The sequence below is a fragment of the Streptomyces sp. NBC_01506 genome, assembly GCF_045040295.1.
In the GTDB taxonomy this organism is placed as follows: domain Bacteria; phylum Actinomycetota; class Actinomycetes; order Streptomycetales; family Streptomycetaceae; genus Streptomyces.
Genome location: NZ_CP109422.1, coordinates 5,044,835 through 5,058,937, shown reverse-complemented (window position 1 = coordinate 5,058,937; position 14,103 = coordinate 5,044,835). Strand labels below are relative to the sequence as shown.

Here is a 14,103-nt window from a genome sequence, read left to right as displayed (position 1 = left end):
GGCGCCGAACATCCTGGTGAACGACGTCTCGGCCATGGCCGGTTGAACTCTTCGTATGCGGTGGCGGGCCGATGGCCCGTTCCGGTGACGGAGCACGTACGGGTGGTCGCTGTCAACGGGGGTTTGGCGGTGGCGGGCGCTGTGGCACGCTGGCCCGGTGTTTCGGGTAATCAGGGCGCTACGGGGGCTTCCGCGATGAGTGGTAACGGACGGGACGAGCCACTGGGTGGCGGCGGTGCCGGGGATACGGAGACGGGCGGGCGACCGTCCGGGCATGTTCCGTATCAGGGTGGGCCGGGAGGTTCCTCGGGTGCGTCCGGTCCGTCCGTGGGTCCTGTGCCGCCCCCCGGCGAGGCCGACCCGAGTGTGCCGCCGCAGCGCGACGGCGGTGGCCAGTCGGCCGAGCTGCCCGTGACCGAGCCGGTCGCGGCGGTCGCGGCGGTGGAGGCCGAGGCGCTCGGCGACCGGGAGGGCGCTGATCTGCCGTCCTCGGACGCCGAGTTGATCCTGCGCATGCGGGACGGCGACGACGGGGCGTACGAGGAGTTGTACCGGCGGCACTCGGTGGCCGTACTGCGCTACGCGCGCACCTGCTGCCGGGACGCCCACACCGCCGACGACCTGACGGCCGAGGTGTTCGCGCGCACGCTCCAGGCGGTGCGCGGGGGCGCGGGGCCCGAGCAGGCGGTGCGCGCGTATCTGCTCACGACCGTACGGCGCGTCGCCGCCGCGTGGACGAAGACGGCCAAGCGCGAGCAACTGGTCGACGACTTCGCGGTGTTCGCCGCGCAGTCCGCCCGCTCGGCCGAGGTCTCGGACGACGACACCCTCGAACTGGGCGCGGACGTGCGCGCCATGCACGAGGCCGAGCAGTCGCTCGCGATGCAGGCGTTCCGCAGTCTGCCCGAGCGCTGGCAGGCGGTGCTCTGGCACACCACCGTCGAGGAGGAGTCGCCCAGCGAGGTCGCGCCGCTGTTCGGTCTCACGGCCAACGCCACCGCCGTGCTGGCCAGTCGGGCGCGGGAAGGTCTCAAGCAGGCGTATCTCCAGGCGCATGTGAACACGGCGGTCGCCTCGGCCGGCGACTGCGCGCAGTACGCCGACCGGCTGGGGGCGTACGCGCGCGGCGGGCTGCGGATGCGGGCCGAGCGCGGACTGCGCAAGCACTTGGACGAGTGCGCGAAGTGCCGCATCGTCGCGGGCGAGTTGGCCCACGTCAACGCCGGGATTCCGGCGGTGCTTCCGATCGCGGTCATCGGCTGGTTCGCGGCCGGTTACTCGCTCAAGGCCGCCGGGGTCGTCGCCGGCGGCGCGGCGGGTGCCGCCGGTGCGAGTGCGGCTGCCGCGGCCGGTGGCGCGTCGGGTTCGGCGGGAGGCGCCGCCGGGGCGGCGGGCGGTGCGGCGGCCGAAGGGCTGGGCGCGCCGATGAAGGCGGGGATCGCGGCGGTGGTCGCCCTCGCCGCCGCGGCCGGGCTGGTGTGGGCCCTGTCGGGTGACGAGGTCCCCGACAAGCCCAAGGCGAAGCCGCCCGTCGTGCTGCCCGTCGTACCGGAAAAGCCCGCACCGAAGCCGGAGTTGAAACCGCCCGCCGCGCCCGGCCCGGTGCCCCCGCCGGCGCCCGAGAAGCCCGCGCCGAAGCCGGAACCGAAGCCGAGCCCCACGCCGACGAAGGCCGAGCCGGCACCCCCGAAGCCCAAGCCCAGACCGCCGACGTCACCGCCGCCCGCCAAGCCCGAACCGCCCGCCCCGAAGCCGCCGCCTCCGCCCGCGCCGGAGGTCTACCAGGTGAACCAGCTCCGGTTCGACGTGACGGGTGACGGGTCCGGTCCCGAGGTGCTGATCGGGCAGAGCAGTTGGCTCTGGCAGCGCCCCGGCATGTCGATCGGCGGCACGCACTACGGGCACGGGGCGTCCATGCACGCCCACGGTTCGGTGACCATCCAGCTCAACCGCCGGTGCGCCACCTATCAGGCGTTGGTCGGCGTCGACGACATGACGCTCGGGCTGGGCGCGCTGCGCTTCTCCGTGTACGGGGACGGCGGCCGGCTCTGGCGCTCCCCGGTGGTGCGCGGCGGCGAGGCTGCGGTGCCGGTGAGCGTGGGGATCGGCGGCGAGAAGCGGATCCGGCTGGTGGTCGAGCCGTACAAGCCGTTCGGCTCGGTGGCGTTGGCCGACTGGGCGCAGTCCAGGATCAGTTGCGGCTGAGGGGCCCGGTGCCGTGACCGGTGGGCGGTGACGGGTTCCGGTGCCGTGACCGGTTCCGGTGCCGTGACCGGTTCCGCGCGGCGGTGGGTTCGTGCTCGTGCTGAAGGGCCGGACAGACCCCGGGTGTCTACGGATGCAGCGTCGGGCGGCGCGGCACCACGCCGCCCGCCACCGCGCGTTGGCGCGGGGCCGCAGTCCCCGTCCAGCAGGTGCCTCGGCGGGAGAGCAGCCGTCTGAGCCACAGCTCCGTGGAGACGAGGTCGGCGATGCCGTCCAGCGGGATCGGCTCGCCCTCCGCCGCCTTGCGCAGCGCCTTGCGCACCACGCGCGCCTCGATCAGTCCGGCGTCCGCCAGCAGCGGCGCGTCGAACAGGGCCATCAGATCGCCGACCGCCGCCCGCATCCCGGTGCGGGTCGCGGCTGCCGCCGTCGCGTGCGTCGTGGCGCCCCAGCCCGGCGGCAGGTCGTGGATGCCCGCCCCGGCGAGGACGGCGCGCAGGACGTCGGCGCGGGCGCCGGGCTGGACCCGTAGCGCTTCGGGGAGTTCCCGGCAGGCCCGTACGACCTGGTTGTCGAAGAACGGCGCGTGCAGCCGCTGGCTGCGGATCTCGGCGGCCTGCTCGAAGATCCGGTGGTCGGCGGCGTGCCGGGCCAGCGCGGACCGTGCGCGGGCCTCTCCGGGGCGCTGGACGGACGTGGGGCGGATCGCCGCCGATGTCAGACGAACCGATACTTCTGCCAGAGCCTCCCCCGTGAGCCAGCGCGCCGCCGGTCCGGGACGCGACCAGGTGAGCGCCGCGAGGGAGGCGCCCAACGGCCCGTCCGCGGCGGGCGCGTCGCGGTCCCGGTGGGCGCCGGGAAGCTGGGCGGCGGCCTCTTCGAGGCCGGTGCGGTACGGCGTACGGGCGAGGCGGCGGGCCGCGCGGTAGACGGTCAGCGGCACGAACAGCGAGCCCGCCGAGGGCCGTTGGGCCTTGGCGAGCGCGGTGGCCGGCCGCAGCAGATCGCGCCGGCGCCGGTCGATCAGGAGGTCGGCCAGGCGCGCGGGGTGGGCGTCCAGGACCTCGCGGGCCCCGGCCCCGGTGAAGTGGTCGGCGCTGCCGGCCGCGAGCCGGCGGCGGTGGCGTTCGGCGGTGACGAGGGAGGGGCCGGGCTCGTCGGTCAGCGGGCCTTCCAACTCGGCGTACGGCAGGGCCTCTTCGCCCGCCGCGACCACCACGTGGTGCAGCCGGGGGTTGGAGGCCATGGCGCGGGCCCGTTCCAGCTCGGCCTCGCGTCCGCCGGTGGCCAGGTCGTTGAAGGTGACGGCCAGGAGCCGTTCGCCGGCGCCGGTGCCGTGGCCCAGGACGGTGCCGGGCGCGCCGGGCAGTCCGGCGGCGAGCAGGGCGAGCGTGCCCGACGCGCTGCCGCCCGACAGGTCGGCGCCGATGCCGGGGACGGGTCCGCCCCGGGCCGCGCGCCGGTCGGCCGGTCCCATGCCCGGGACGGGCCCGGGGTCGGGCGGCGTCGTGTCGGGGGCGTGACGGGGCGCCAGGAGCCTGGCGCGTACGGCTTCGACAAGGGCGTCCCGGACTCCCTCGACGGCCCGCTCGGGGTCGACCTGGGGCGCGGCGACGGCGAGCGAGGCGACCTGTTCGTATCCGGTGATCTCGCGGGAGCCCTCGCGCAGGACGAGCGCGTGGCCGGGCGGGACGCGTTTGACGCCCTGGTAGGGCGTGGAGTCGCGCAGTGCCTCGGGTGTCTCGGGGCAGGCGAGCAGCGCCGCGAGGTGCCCGATGTCGAGTTGTGCCTCGATGAGGTCGGCGAGGGGCAGGGCGGCGGTGGCGTACGCGGTGCCGCTCGCCCACGGCGTGTGGAAGACGGGTCTCGCGCCCGCCAGGTCACCGGCGACGGTGATCCTGCGGCCGATCTGGGCGACGGCCGTGTAGCTGCCGGGCCAGGCGGTGAGATGGCGCAGGGCGCCGCCGCGGGCGGCGAACAGACCGATCTTCAACTGCTCGTCGGTGGCCCCGCAGCAGCCGAAGACGGCGAGCCGGGTGAAGGGGTCGACGCTGACGACGCGGATCTCGTCGTCCCGCCAGTCGCCGACGGCCCACAGCGGATCCGGGTCGCCCCACAGGAGTTGGGAGCCGACGGGGTGGACCGTGCGTCCCTCGGACCGGTCGCCCACGGAGCCCGCCGTGCCCGCCGTACCGGCCGCGCCGTTCGCACCGACCCCACCGGCCCCACCATTCCCGCCGTTCCCGCCCACCGCACCCACCGTGCCGAAGCTCGCGGCGATACTGCTCCACCCCACCAACCAGCGCATCGCCGCCTCCACAGCCTGTGGACAAGAGTCGTACCCGTCGTCACATCAGTCGTTCGTGAACATGCTGCCACGACAACGGCGCACAGGAGTGGCCCACGGGAGGGAGCGCGAAATGCGAACGCGCCCCTGGCAAAGGACAATTGGTGCGGCGACGGGCTCAGGTCGGACAGACAGCATTCAGCCAATCTCCGAGCCCGGTCCACCGACAGAACGTCAGCAAACGTACAGTCCGGGAGGCGCCCTCGCCTCCCGGACCGATCCGCCACCCGCGGGGAAATGAGGCGGCGGTGTCCCCCAGCCCACTGGTTCCAGTACGCAGTGGGCCGACCCACGCAGCACTCATGGAAGCGCTCCCGGCCTCTTTAGGCCAAGAGCGCACGGCCGGGCGCACGGCCACACACCCGGAGCACGTTCGATCCGGGGCGGGTTTCACACGTACTCGCGTACGGACAACAATCCCGCCATCCGGACCACCGCCCCTTAACGGTAGGGATGCGGCGAACTACGCTGGGTTTACGAATGCCACGAGGTTCCTCACAAGAGGAGTCGGCGGGGCGGCCGTCTGTGTGTCGAGGGGTGGCGCATGTCCAGGGAGCTACGCGGGCCGAACGAGAAGCTCGGCACCGTTCTCGCCCTCGCGGGAATCAGCAACGCCGGTCTCGCCCGGCGGGTCAACGACCTCGGGTCGCAGCGCGGTCTGACGCTTCGATACGACAAAACCTCAGTGGCGCGATGGGTTTCGAAGGGGATGATTCCGCAGGGTGCGGCTCCCCATCTGATCGCCGCGGCCATCGGTGCCAAGCTGGGCCGACCCGTACCACTGCACGAAATCGGCCTGGCCGACGCCGATCCGGCGCCGGAGGTGGGTCTCGCCTTCCCGCGCGACGTGGGCGAGGCGGTGCGGTCGGCGACCGATCTGTACCGGCTGGACCTGGCGGGCCGGCGGGCGGGCAGCGGCGGCATCTGGCAGTCGCTGGCCGGTTCCTTCGCGGTCAGCGCATATGCCACGCCCGCCTCACGGTGGCTGATATCGCCCGCCGACTCGTCCGTCGCGCGGGACGCGGCGATGGCCGAGGCGGCACGCAGAGCGCACGCGGCGCACGGCGGACCCGGGTTGACCGCACCGACGGGCGCGCCGGGCTCACCGGGCGCCACAGGGCCGCCGGGGAGCGATGCCGGGGGCGAGCTGTCACCCCTGCGCGTGGGCCACAGCGATGTCGCCAAGCTGCGTGAGGCGGCGGCCGACGCCCGGCGCTGGGACTCCAAGTACGGCGGCGGGGACTGGCGTTCGTCGATGGTGCCCGAGTGCCTGCGGGTCGACGCGGCGCCGCTGCTGCTCGCCGCGTACAGCGACGAGGTCGGGCGCGGTCTGTTCGGCGCGACCGCCGAACTGACCCGGCTGGCCGGGTGGATGGCCTTCGACACCGGTCAACAGGAGGCCGCGCAGCGCTACTACATCCAGGCGCTGCGCCTGGCCCGCGCGGCGGCCGATGTGCCGCTCGGCGGCTATGTGCTGGCCTCGATGTCCCTCCAGGCGACCTACCGCGGCTTCGCCGACGAGGGTGTCGATCTGGCCCAGGCGGCGGTCGAACGCAACCGGGGGCTGGCGACGGCCCGCACCTTGAGCTTCTTTAGGCTGGTCGAGGCACGCGCGCACGCGAAGGCGGGCGACGCGGCGGCGGCCGGCGCCGCGCTCAAGGCGGCGGAGGGCTGGCTGGAGCGCTCGCGCGCGGGCGACGCGGATCCGAGCTGGCTGGGCTTCTACTCGTACGACCGCTTCGCCGCCGACGCCGCCGAGTGCTACCGCGATCTGAAGGTGCCGCATCAGATGCGGCGCTTCAACGAGCAGGCGCTGTCGCGGCCGACCGAGGAGTTCGCGCGGTCGCACGGGCTGCGTCTGGTGGTGAGCGCGGTCGCCGAGCTGGAGTCCGGCAATCTGGACGCGGCGTGCGCGGCGGGCACGCGTGCCGTGGAGGTGGCGGGGCGGATCTCGTCGGCGCGCACGACGGAGTACGTACGCGACCTGCTGCACCGCCTCGAGCCGTACGGCCACGAGCCGAGGGTCGCGGAGCTGCGGGAGCGGGCACGTCCGCTGCTGGTGGCGCCCGCGTAGGCGGTACGGGGGGGGGACCGGTCCCGTCCTCCTTGAAGGACGGTCGTCGGGCCCGCTGCCCGAATGCTTGGTGAACGATGAGGGACACGCGTGGTACCCCGGTGGTTTAAGGGCATTGTCAGTGGGCCAGTGCACTATCGGGGCGGGAGGTTGCGCGGGTGAACGAAGACGGCTCGGGCCGCGTGGGTGGCCGTGGCTACGACTGCGACGTGCTGGTGATCGGCGGCGGCATCGTCGGTCTCTCGACGGCCTACGCCCTGACCCGGGCCGCCCCCGGCACCCGCGTGACGGTCCTGGAGAAGGAGCCCGGCCCCGCGCGGCACCAGACGGGGCACAACAGCGGCGTCATCCACAGCGGTGTGTACTACCGCCCCGGATCCCTCAAGGCGCGATACGCGATCAAGGGCGCCGCCGAGATGGTCAAGTTCTGCGCGGAGTACGGCATCGCGCACGAGGTCACCGGCAAGCTCATCGTCGCCACCGGCCGCGACGAGCTGCCCCGGCTGCACGCCCTGGTCCAGCGCGGCAGGGAGAACGGCATTCCGGTCCGGGAGCTGGGCCCCGCGCAGATCATGGAGTACGAGCCCGAGGTGCGCGGTCTGGCGGCGATCCATGTCGGCTCGACCGGGGTGTGCGACTTCAAGGCGGTCGCGGCGCGGCTCGCGGATTCGGCGCGGGCGTCGGGCGCGTCCGTGCGGTACGGCGCGGAGGTCACCGTCATCGACCGGCGGGCCTGGGGTGTCGCCGTCCGTACGGCCGCCGGCGAGGTGGTCAGAGCGCGCGTCCTGGTCAACTGCGCGGGGCTCCAGTGCGACCGGGTGGCGCGGCTCGCGGGCGACGACCCGGGCATGCGGATCGTCCCGTTCCGGGGCGAGTACTTCGAGCTGGCCCGGCCCGGTCTCGTCCGGGGTCTGGTCTATCCGGTGCCGGATCCGGCCTTTCCGTTCCTCGGGGTGCATCTGACGCGCGGTATCGACGGCGGCGTCCATGTCGGCCCCAACGCGGTGCCCGCGCTGGCCCGCGAGGGCTACTCCTGGTCCGCCGTGCGCCCCCGTGAGCTGGCGGGCACGCTCAGTTGGCCCGGCTCCTGGCGGATAGCGCGCAGACACTGGCGTTACGGCGCGGGCGAGCTGCGCCGCTCGCTGTCCAAGCGCGCCTTCGCCACCGCCGTACGCCGGCTGCTGCCCGCCGTGACGGACGCGGACCTGCGCCCGGCGACGGCCGGGGTGCGCGCGCAGGCGGTGCTGCGGGACGGCACGCTGGCCGACGACTTCCTGATACGGCGGGCGGCGCGCACGGTCCATGTGCTCAACGCGCCCTCCCCGGCGGCGACGGCCTCGCTCCCGATCGGCCGCGAGGTGGCGAGACGGGCGCTGACGATGCTGAGGGACGTGGACGTGGACGGGGACGTGGACGGGGACGGGGTCTAGGTCCTCTCCGGCGGACCTGGGTCGCGGTTCCGTAGAATCGACAGGGTGACCAGCGAACGCGCCGTCGGCGAAGGCGACCGCACCGTCCCCCGGAGCCGGATGTTCCCCGAGGGCACGGGCCCGGCCGCCGATCCCGCCGGATCGCACTTCGAGCGCCGTATCCGCAGCTTCCAGCCGCGCCGCAGCCGTGTGACGACCGGCCAGGCCGATGTCCTGCGGCGGCTGTGGCCGTCCTGGGGCCTGGACATCGACGGACAGCGTGTCCTGGATCTCGACGCCGTGTTCGGCGGGCTGCCGGTCGTCCTGGAGATCGGCTTCGGCATGGGCGAGGCGACCGCGCGGATGGCGGCCGCCGACCCGGGCACCGGGATCCTCGCCGCCGATGTCCACACCCCGGGGCAGGGGAACCTCCTGCGTCTCGCCGAGCGGAACGGGCTGTCCAACATCCGGGTGGCCAACGGCGACGCGATCATCCTGCTGCGGGAGATGCTGCCGCCCGGATCGCTGGCGGGGCTACGCGTCTACTTCCCCGACCCGTGGCCCAAGACGCGCCACCACAAACGGCGGCTGATCCAGCCCGAGTTCCTCGATCTGGCCGCGCCCAGGCTGAGGCCCGGTGCCGTACTGCACTGCGCGACCGACTGGGAACCGTACGCCGAGCAGATGCTCGACGTGCTGACCGCGCACCCCGCCTTCGAGAACACCTCCCCGGACTCCGGCTACGCGCCGCGTCCCGGCTTCCGACCGCTCACCCGCTTCGAGGGCCAGGGCCTCGACAAGGGGCATGCCGTGCGCGACCTGCTCTTCCGCCGGATCGCACCGTCGCGGGTCGCACCGTCGCGGATTGTCAGTGGGGCTCGTTAGAGTCAGTAGGTGTCCGAACCGTCCCAATCACCCCCGCACCCGGCGATCCCCGCGTACGAGCAGCAGCAGCGGCTCGGTGACATGTGGGCCGCCGTGCCGGAGCGCTCCCGCTGGCGCTACCGGCCGCACCGCTCGCTGTGGCGGCACCCCGCCGTCCGCGCGGGTGCGGTGATCATCCTGCTCGCCCTGTGCGGTCTGCTGATCCTGTCGCTCGTACGGGAACAGACCGGCACGCAGGGCTTCCTGGTCGGTCTCGGTCTGGCACTTCTGCCCGTTCCGCTGCTGATGGCGGCCTTCCGCTGGCTGGACCGGGTCGAGCCGGGCCCCTGGCGGAATCTGATCTTCGCCTTCGCCTGGGGCGCCTGTGCCGCCGCCCTCGTGGCGATCACGGCGAACTCCTTCGCGACCGAGTGGATAGCCACCGCCACCGCCGACCCCGGCGGCGCGGAGTCCCTGGGCGCCACGGTGGTCGCGCCGATCGTCGAGGAGAGCGCGAAGGCCGCCGCGATCCTGCTGATCTTCCTCTTCCGGCGGCAGTCCTTCACCGGTCTCGTGGACGGGGTGGTCGTCGCCGGCTTCACCGCGACCGGCTTCGCCTTCACCGAGAACATCCTCTATCTCGGCAGCGCCTTCGGCGAGGACCAGCAGATCGGCAACTCGGGCCTGGTGTCCGTGACCGCGGCGACCTTCTTCGTACGGGTGGTGATGTCGCCCTTCGCGCATCCGCTGTTCACGGTCCTGACGGGCATCGGCTTCGGCATGGCCGCGCTCGCCACCCGGCGTCAGCGCGTGCGCCGGTATGTCCTGCCGGTGCTCGGCCTCGCGCTGGCCATGGGCACTCACGCCCTGTGGAACGGCTCGTCGTCGCTGTTCGGCCCGTACGGCTTCTACGCGGTGTACGCGGCCTTCATGGTGCCCGTCTTCGCCCTGCTCACCTGGCTGGCGATCTGGAGCCGGCAGCGTGAACTGCGCACGGTCTCGGCCGAGTTGCCCGCGTACGCGGCGGCCGGCTGGCTCGCCGAGACCGAACCGCTCGCCCTGTCCTCGATGCGGGCGCGCTCGATGGCGCGCGCTGTCGCGCGGCGGACGTACGGCCCTTCGGCGGCCCGCACGGTCGGCGAGTACGAGGCGTTCGCGACCTCCCTGGCGTTCCTGCGCCACCGCGCGGGACGCGGCACGGCCGGCCCGGACTATGTGGAGCGCGAGCAGGAGCTGCTTCACCACCTGTGGCAGCGCCGGGAGATGGCGTCGCCCGCGCTGGCGTATGCGGCGCGGGCGACGGGGCGGGTGTGGACGCCGCCGCCGTACATCGACTACGGCGGCTACAACCCGTACAAAACCTAGGGCGTGAGGCCCTTGCCGCGCAGCCAGCTCAGCGGGTCGATCCCGCTGCCGCCCGCGGTGTGCACCTCAAGGTGCAGATGCGGACCGGTGACGTTGCCGGTGGCTCCCACGCGTCCGACGGTCTCGCCGGTGGTGACCTTCTGGCCGGTGCTGACCGTCATCGAGGACAGGTGGGCGTACCAGATCTCCGTACCGTCCTCGAGCTCCAGCACCACGCGGTAGCCGTACGACCCCGACCAGCCGGCCGACTTGACGGTCCCGCTGTGGACGGCCTTGGTGGGCGTGCCCGTGGGGGCCGCGAAGTCCAGGCCGGTGTGCTGGCCGGAGGACCACATGGAGCCGGCCTGGCCGTAGGTCGAGGTGAGCGTGTACGAGGAGGTGGGGAGCGAGAAGCTGGCGGCCAGCTTCTCCAGGCGCTCCTTCTCGGCCTTGGCCTCCGCCGCCTCCTTGGCCTTGCGCTTCTCCTCGGCGGCCTTCTCCTCGGCCTCGGTCTGCTGCTTCTTGGCGTCGGCCGCGGCCTTCTCGGCGGCTGCCGCCTCGGCGCTCGCCTTCTGGGCGGCGTCGGCCTCGGCCTGCTGCTGCTCGGCCTGCTGGAGGATGCGGGCGCGCAGCGCCTCGCCGGAGTCGGTGGTGCCCTGCTGGGCGTCCGCGGCGGTGAGGCCCGCCGTGGTGAGCGGGGCGGGCGCCGCCTCTTCGCTCATCTTGTCGCCGTCGGACATGAAAGACCCGACGCCGGGAAGGGACTTGGCGTCGGGAAGATTGTCCGAGATCGCGTCGGGAAGTGATATCGAGACCGCGGGCTTGTCCTGGGCGGAGGCGATGCCTCCCGCGCCGACCGCGGCGATGACACCCACTCCGAGGACCGTGGAGCTGCGGGCGAGAGCGTTGCGCTGTTTGGCGACACGGTGCTTGCCGCGTACGGGACGGATGGAGTCCGCGGTGGGATTCCACTCCTCCCAGTCCCTGTTCGCCTCGCCGTCGGTGAGATCGGAGCCGGCGAACCGGCTTCCGGGGCCGAAACGGGCCGGGGCGGAGGTCTCGGGGGCAGGACTGTTGGACGCCACTGGGGCGCTCTCCTTTCCTTCCTTCTCGCCTACCGGGTTAGCTGACGGGTTCGGAGCAGGAAGGTCTCCTACGAGCGTTCCTTGGCCGCACGAGGCAGCAAGAGACGCCCGATTCACCCCAATTGGTGGTTCCCCGGTTTCCTTGCGGAATTCGGCGCGTGCGCACGGTGCCGTCTCTTTCGACGGCTGGGACAACCGCGCTGCGTTATCGAACGTTAATAGACGACCGGGGCTTATTCCAAGCTGTTCCGGGTGATCGTTAGCGATGACGGCCGGGACCAACCGGGGCACAAGCGGGTGTAATCGGGCGAGTTGATCGACTCTCGGGCCGTGTGCGATCACACACTCGAACTGACGGTGCGTCAAATGTTATGCGGAGGGGTGCGCCTCAACTACGCAGCGTGCCGGGCGAGATGACGTCACGGCACGACCCGCATCGTCCTGCGCCGTTCCGGCTGCCTCGCGGTGGGCCGGCTGACGGCCAGCAGCGCCATGTCGTCCGTCCTGCGGCCACCGGTGTGCCGCCGTACGTCCCCGACGATCGCCTCCAGCAGCTCGTCGGGGCCGGGGAAGATCCGTCCCGCCAGCCGTTCGCGCGGGTTGTAGAAGACACCCGCCGCGTTGCGCGCCTCGGTGAGCCCGTCCGTGTAGAGCAGCAGCGTCGATCCGGAGCTGTACGGCACCTCGTCCGCCCGGTCCGGCCACGCCCCCAGCTCGCCCATCCCCAGCGGCAGCGTCGGGTCGGACGGGGCCAGCACCGTCAGCCCGCCGTCGGCGGCGAGCATCAGCGGCTCCGGGTGCCCGCGGTTGACCACCCGCACCATGCCCTCGACATGCGGGATCTCCGCCAGTACGGCGGTGGTGAAGCCCTCGAACAGATCGATCCCGTTGCGCCGTGTGCCTTCGCGCGCCAGCGCCCGCTCCAGCCGCTGCGCGACCCCTTCGAGTGAACTCTCCTGCTCGGCGGCCTCGCGGAAGGCACCGATGACGACGGCCACGGTCTCGACGGCCCCCATGCCCTTGCCGCGTACGTCACCGACCACCAGCCGTACCCCGTACGCCGTGTCCTGGACGGCGAACAGGTCACCGCCGATGAACGCGCCCTCCTCCGCCGCCTCGTAGCGCGCGGCGACATGCAGCCCGCCGATGCGTGGCTCGGGCGTGGGCAGGACGGCGCGCTGGGCCGCCTCGGCGATGACCCGCGCCGAGGCGAGGCGTTCGCCGCTGCGGCGAACGACACCGTTGATGGCCAGCGCGAGGGCGGAGACCGTGAAGACGGTCAGCGAATCGGTGACCGTCGAGACCTGGGACGCCGAGTTGTAGAGGTGGAGTCCGACCGTGGCGGCGGTCGACAGGATGGCGATGACGAGGGTGCCCGCGAAGGAGAAGAACGGGGCGGCGACCAGCGGTGCCGCCGCGAAGAGCGGGGCGGAGGTGAAGGCGGTCGGGGTCGCCTCGTCCAGGATGATCGCCATCACGATGATCAGGCCGGGCAGGATCTGCACGACCGGATGCGGTGAGCGGGCGGCGTGCCGGCCGCGCCGCCCGGACGGACGGGGGGCGCCGGGGCCGAAGCCGGGTGGATGCTTGTCCGCGGAGCGCGAACCGTTCTCCGTGAGGTCGTCCGGGAGCAGGTCCGCCTCGCGGAAGCCGGCGTCGGCGCGCCGGAAGCCGCGCCGGACCCCGCGGTCGACGCTGTCCTTGAGGTTGCGGAGCCTGGCCCCGGCGGCCAGGCGGGAGCGGACGGCTTTACCGGCGGAACGGTTGTCGCCCGCTCGTCCGCTTCCGCCACCCGCCGTCCCGTCGTCTCCGCTGCCTCTCTGGTGCCCCACCAGTGGCCTCCTGCCCGGTCCGTCGACGGCTGCGGACGGTACCCGCACCCTTCCCAGGCTGGCCCCTTCCGCGCCGGGCGGCTACCCGCCGTCGACCGACTGGGCTATCCGCCCCACTGTCCGCCCCACTGTCGGCCGCACTGTCGGCCGCGCCGCCGAGCGGATTTCCCGGCCCGCCGTACGAGGCGCCGTCAGTCGGTGAGGTGGCGCTCGGCGTACACCTTCATCGCGTCCCGTACGAGGACGGCCGCGCCCTGCTCGTACTTGTCGTAGTTCCGCCCGAAGCGCGCGTCGTCCACGTACATCGCGGTGACATTGATGACGTACGACCTGCCGGGGCTCGTCGTGGCCGCCGACAGCCAGTCGCAGTGCCGGGCGGCGACGGCCTGCGCCCCGTCGCTGTCGGCGGCAAGACCGTCCTTCTTGGCCTGCCCCCAGTCGCGGGCGATGTCCTCGTGCCGGCCCATGAACTCCCGGCGCTCGCCCTCGCTCAGCGACCGCCACCAGCGGTCGCTCTTCTCGTACGCGTCGCGGCCCCACCGCTCGGTCACCTCCTGCTCGTACCGCGTGTGATCGAAGCCGTCGAGAATTTCCTCGGCCATCAGCTCTTCTCCCTTCTCGGTCTTGTGGAGAGTGGTCCGCACCGAGGCGATGAGACGGCCCACCCGCGCGCGCTCCTGTTCGAGCAGCGCGAGGTGGGTGCGCAGGGCGGCGGCCGTGTCCTGTTGGCCGTCGAGGATCCCGGCGATCGCGGGCAGACCGAGACCCAGCTCACGCAGCAGCAGAATCCGCTGCAACCGCACCAGGGCGTCCTGGTCGTAGTAGCGGTAACCGTTGCCGCCGACCCGGCTCGGGGTCAGCAGTCCCAGCTCGCCGTAGTGCCTGAGCGTGCGGCTCGTCGTGCCGGCCTTCTTCGCGATGTCCTGGATCGACCACTCCATGC

9 protein-coding genes and 1 riboswitch are annotated in these 14,103 nt (G+C 72.9%); of the genes, 5 read left to right on the top strand and 4 right to left on the bottom strand.

Features of this window, described 5'->3' with window-relative positions:
• Nucleotides 1-195 precede the first annotated feature (195 nt).
• Complete coding sequence (locus OG329_RS22200) at nucleotides 196-2,205, top strand: sigma-70 family RNA polymerase sigma factor (protein WP_405797484.1); 2,010 nt, start codon at nucleotides 196-198, stop codon at nucleotides 2,203-2,205.
• 127 nt (nucleotides 2,206-2,332) lie between these two features.
• Here the strand turns inward: OG329_RS22200 and OG329_RS22195 are convergent, their stop codons facing one another.
• Nucleotides 2,333-4,513, bottom strand: a complete 2,181-nt coding sequence (locus OG329_RS22195) for an asparagine synthase-related protein (protein WP_405797482.1) — start codon at nucleotides 4,511-4,513, stop codon at nucleotides 2,333-2,335.
• A gap of 583 nt (nucleotides 4,514-5,096) precedes the next feature.
• Between OG329_RS22195 and OG329_RS22190 the strand changes: the two genes are divergently transcribed.
• From OG329_RS22190 to OG329_RS22175, 4 genes are all read left to right on the top strand, one after another.
• Nucleotides 5,097-6,626 (top strand): sporulation protein, encoded by a 1,530-nt coding sequence (locus OG329_RS22190; RefSeq protein ID WP_405797481.1) that lies wholly within the window; start codon nucleotides 5,097-5,099, stop codon nucleotides 6,624-6,626.
• Nucleotides 6,627-6,784: 158 nt separating this feature from the next.
• Complete coding sequence (gene lhgO, locus OG329_RS22185) at nucleotides 6,785-8,056, top strand: L-2-hydroxyglutarate oxidase (RefSeq protein WP_405797480.1); 1,272 nt, start codon at nucleotides 6,785-6,787, stop codon at nucleotides 8,054-8,056.
• Between the two features lie 99 nt (nucleotides 8,057-8,155).
• Entirely contained in the window at nucleotides 8,156-8,920 is a 765-nt protein-coding gene (gene trmB / locus OG329_RS22180; RefSeq protein WP_405801962.1) for a tRNA (guanosine(46)-N7)-methyltransferase TrmB, read from the top strand.
• Nucleotides 8,921-8,929: 9 nt separating this feature from the next.
• Nucleotides 8,930-10,264 (top strand): PrsW family intramembrane metalloprotease, encoded by a 1,335-nt coding sequence (locus OG329_RS22175; RefSeq protein ID WP_405797479.1) that lies wholly within the window; start codon nucleotides 8,930-8,932, stop codon nucleotides 10,262-10,264.
• Here OG329_RS22175 and OG329_RS22170 read toward each other — a convergent pair.
• From OG329_RS22170 to OG329_RS22160, 3 genes are all read right to left on the bottom strand, one after another.
• Nucleotides 10,261-11,328, bottom strand: a complete 1,068-nt coding sequence (locus OG329_RS22170) for a M23 family metallopeptidase (RefSeq protein ID WP_405797477.1) — start codon at nucleotides 11,326-11,328, stop codon at nucleotides 10,261-10,263. The genes OG329_RS22175 and OG329_RS22170 overlap by 4 nt on opposite strands.
• Nucleotides 11,329-11,339: 11 nt before the next feature.
• Nucleotides 11,340-11,495, bottom strand: a riboswitch (cyclic di-AMP (ydaO/yuaA leader).
• Between the two features lie 252 nt (nucleotides 11,496-11,747).
• A complete protein-coding gene (locus OG329_RS22165) occupies nucleotides 11,748-12,833 on the bottom strand; it encodes a PP2C family protein-serine/threonine phosphatase (protein WP_405801961.1) in 1,086 nt (361 codons plus the stop codon).
• Between the two features lie 518 nt (nucleotides 12,834-13,351).
• Nucleotides 13,352-14,101 (bottom strand): MerR family transcriptional regulator, encoded by a 750-nt coding sequence (locus OG329_RS22160; protein ID WP_405797476.1) that lies wholly within the window; start codon nucleotides 14,099-14,101, stop codon nucleotides 13,352-13,354.
• Between the last annotated feature and the right edge of the window lie 2 nt (nucleotides 14,102-14,103).

Bases quoted from the DNA above. Each gene is read 5' to 3' on its own strand.
- OG329_RS22200 (WP_405797484.1), top strand. From the start codon at position 196: ATGAGTGGTAACGGACGGGACGAGCCACTGGGTGGCGGCGGTGCCGGG.
- OG329_RS22195 (WP_405797482.1), bottom strand. From the start codon at position 4,513: ATGCGCTGGTTGGTGGGGTGGAGCAGTATCGCCGCGAGCTTCGGCACG.
- OG329_RS22190 (WP_405797481.1), top strand. From the start codon at position 5,097: ATGTCCAGGGAGCTACGCGGGCCGAACGAGAAGCTCGGCACCGTTCTC.
- trmB (WP_405801962.1), top strand. From the start codon at position 8,156: ATGTTCCCCGAGGGCACGGGCCCGGCCGCCGATCCCGCCGGATCGCAC.
- OG329_RS22160 (WP_405797476.1), bottom strand. From the start codon at position 14,101: ATGGAGTGGTCGATCCAGGACATCGCGAAGAAGGCCGGCACGACGAGC.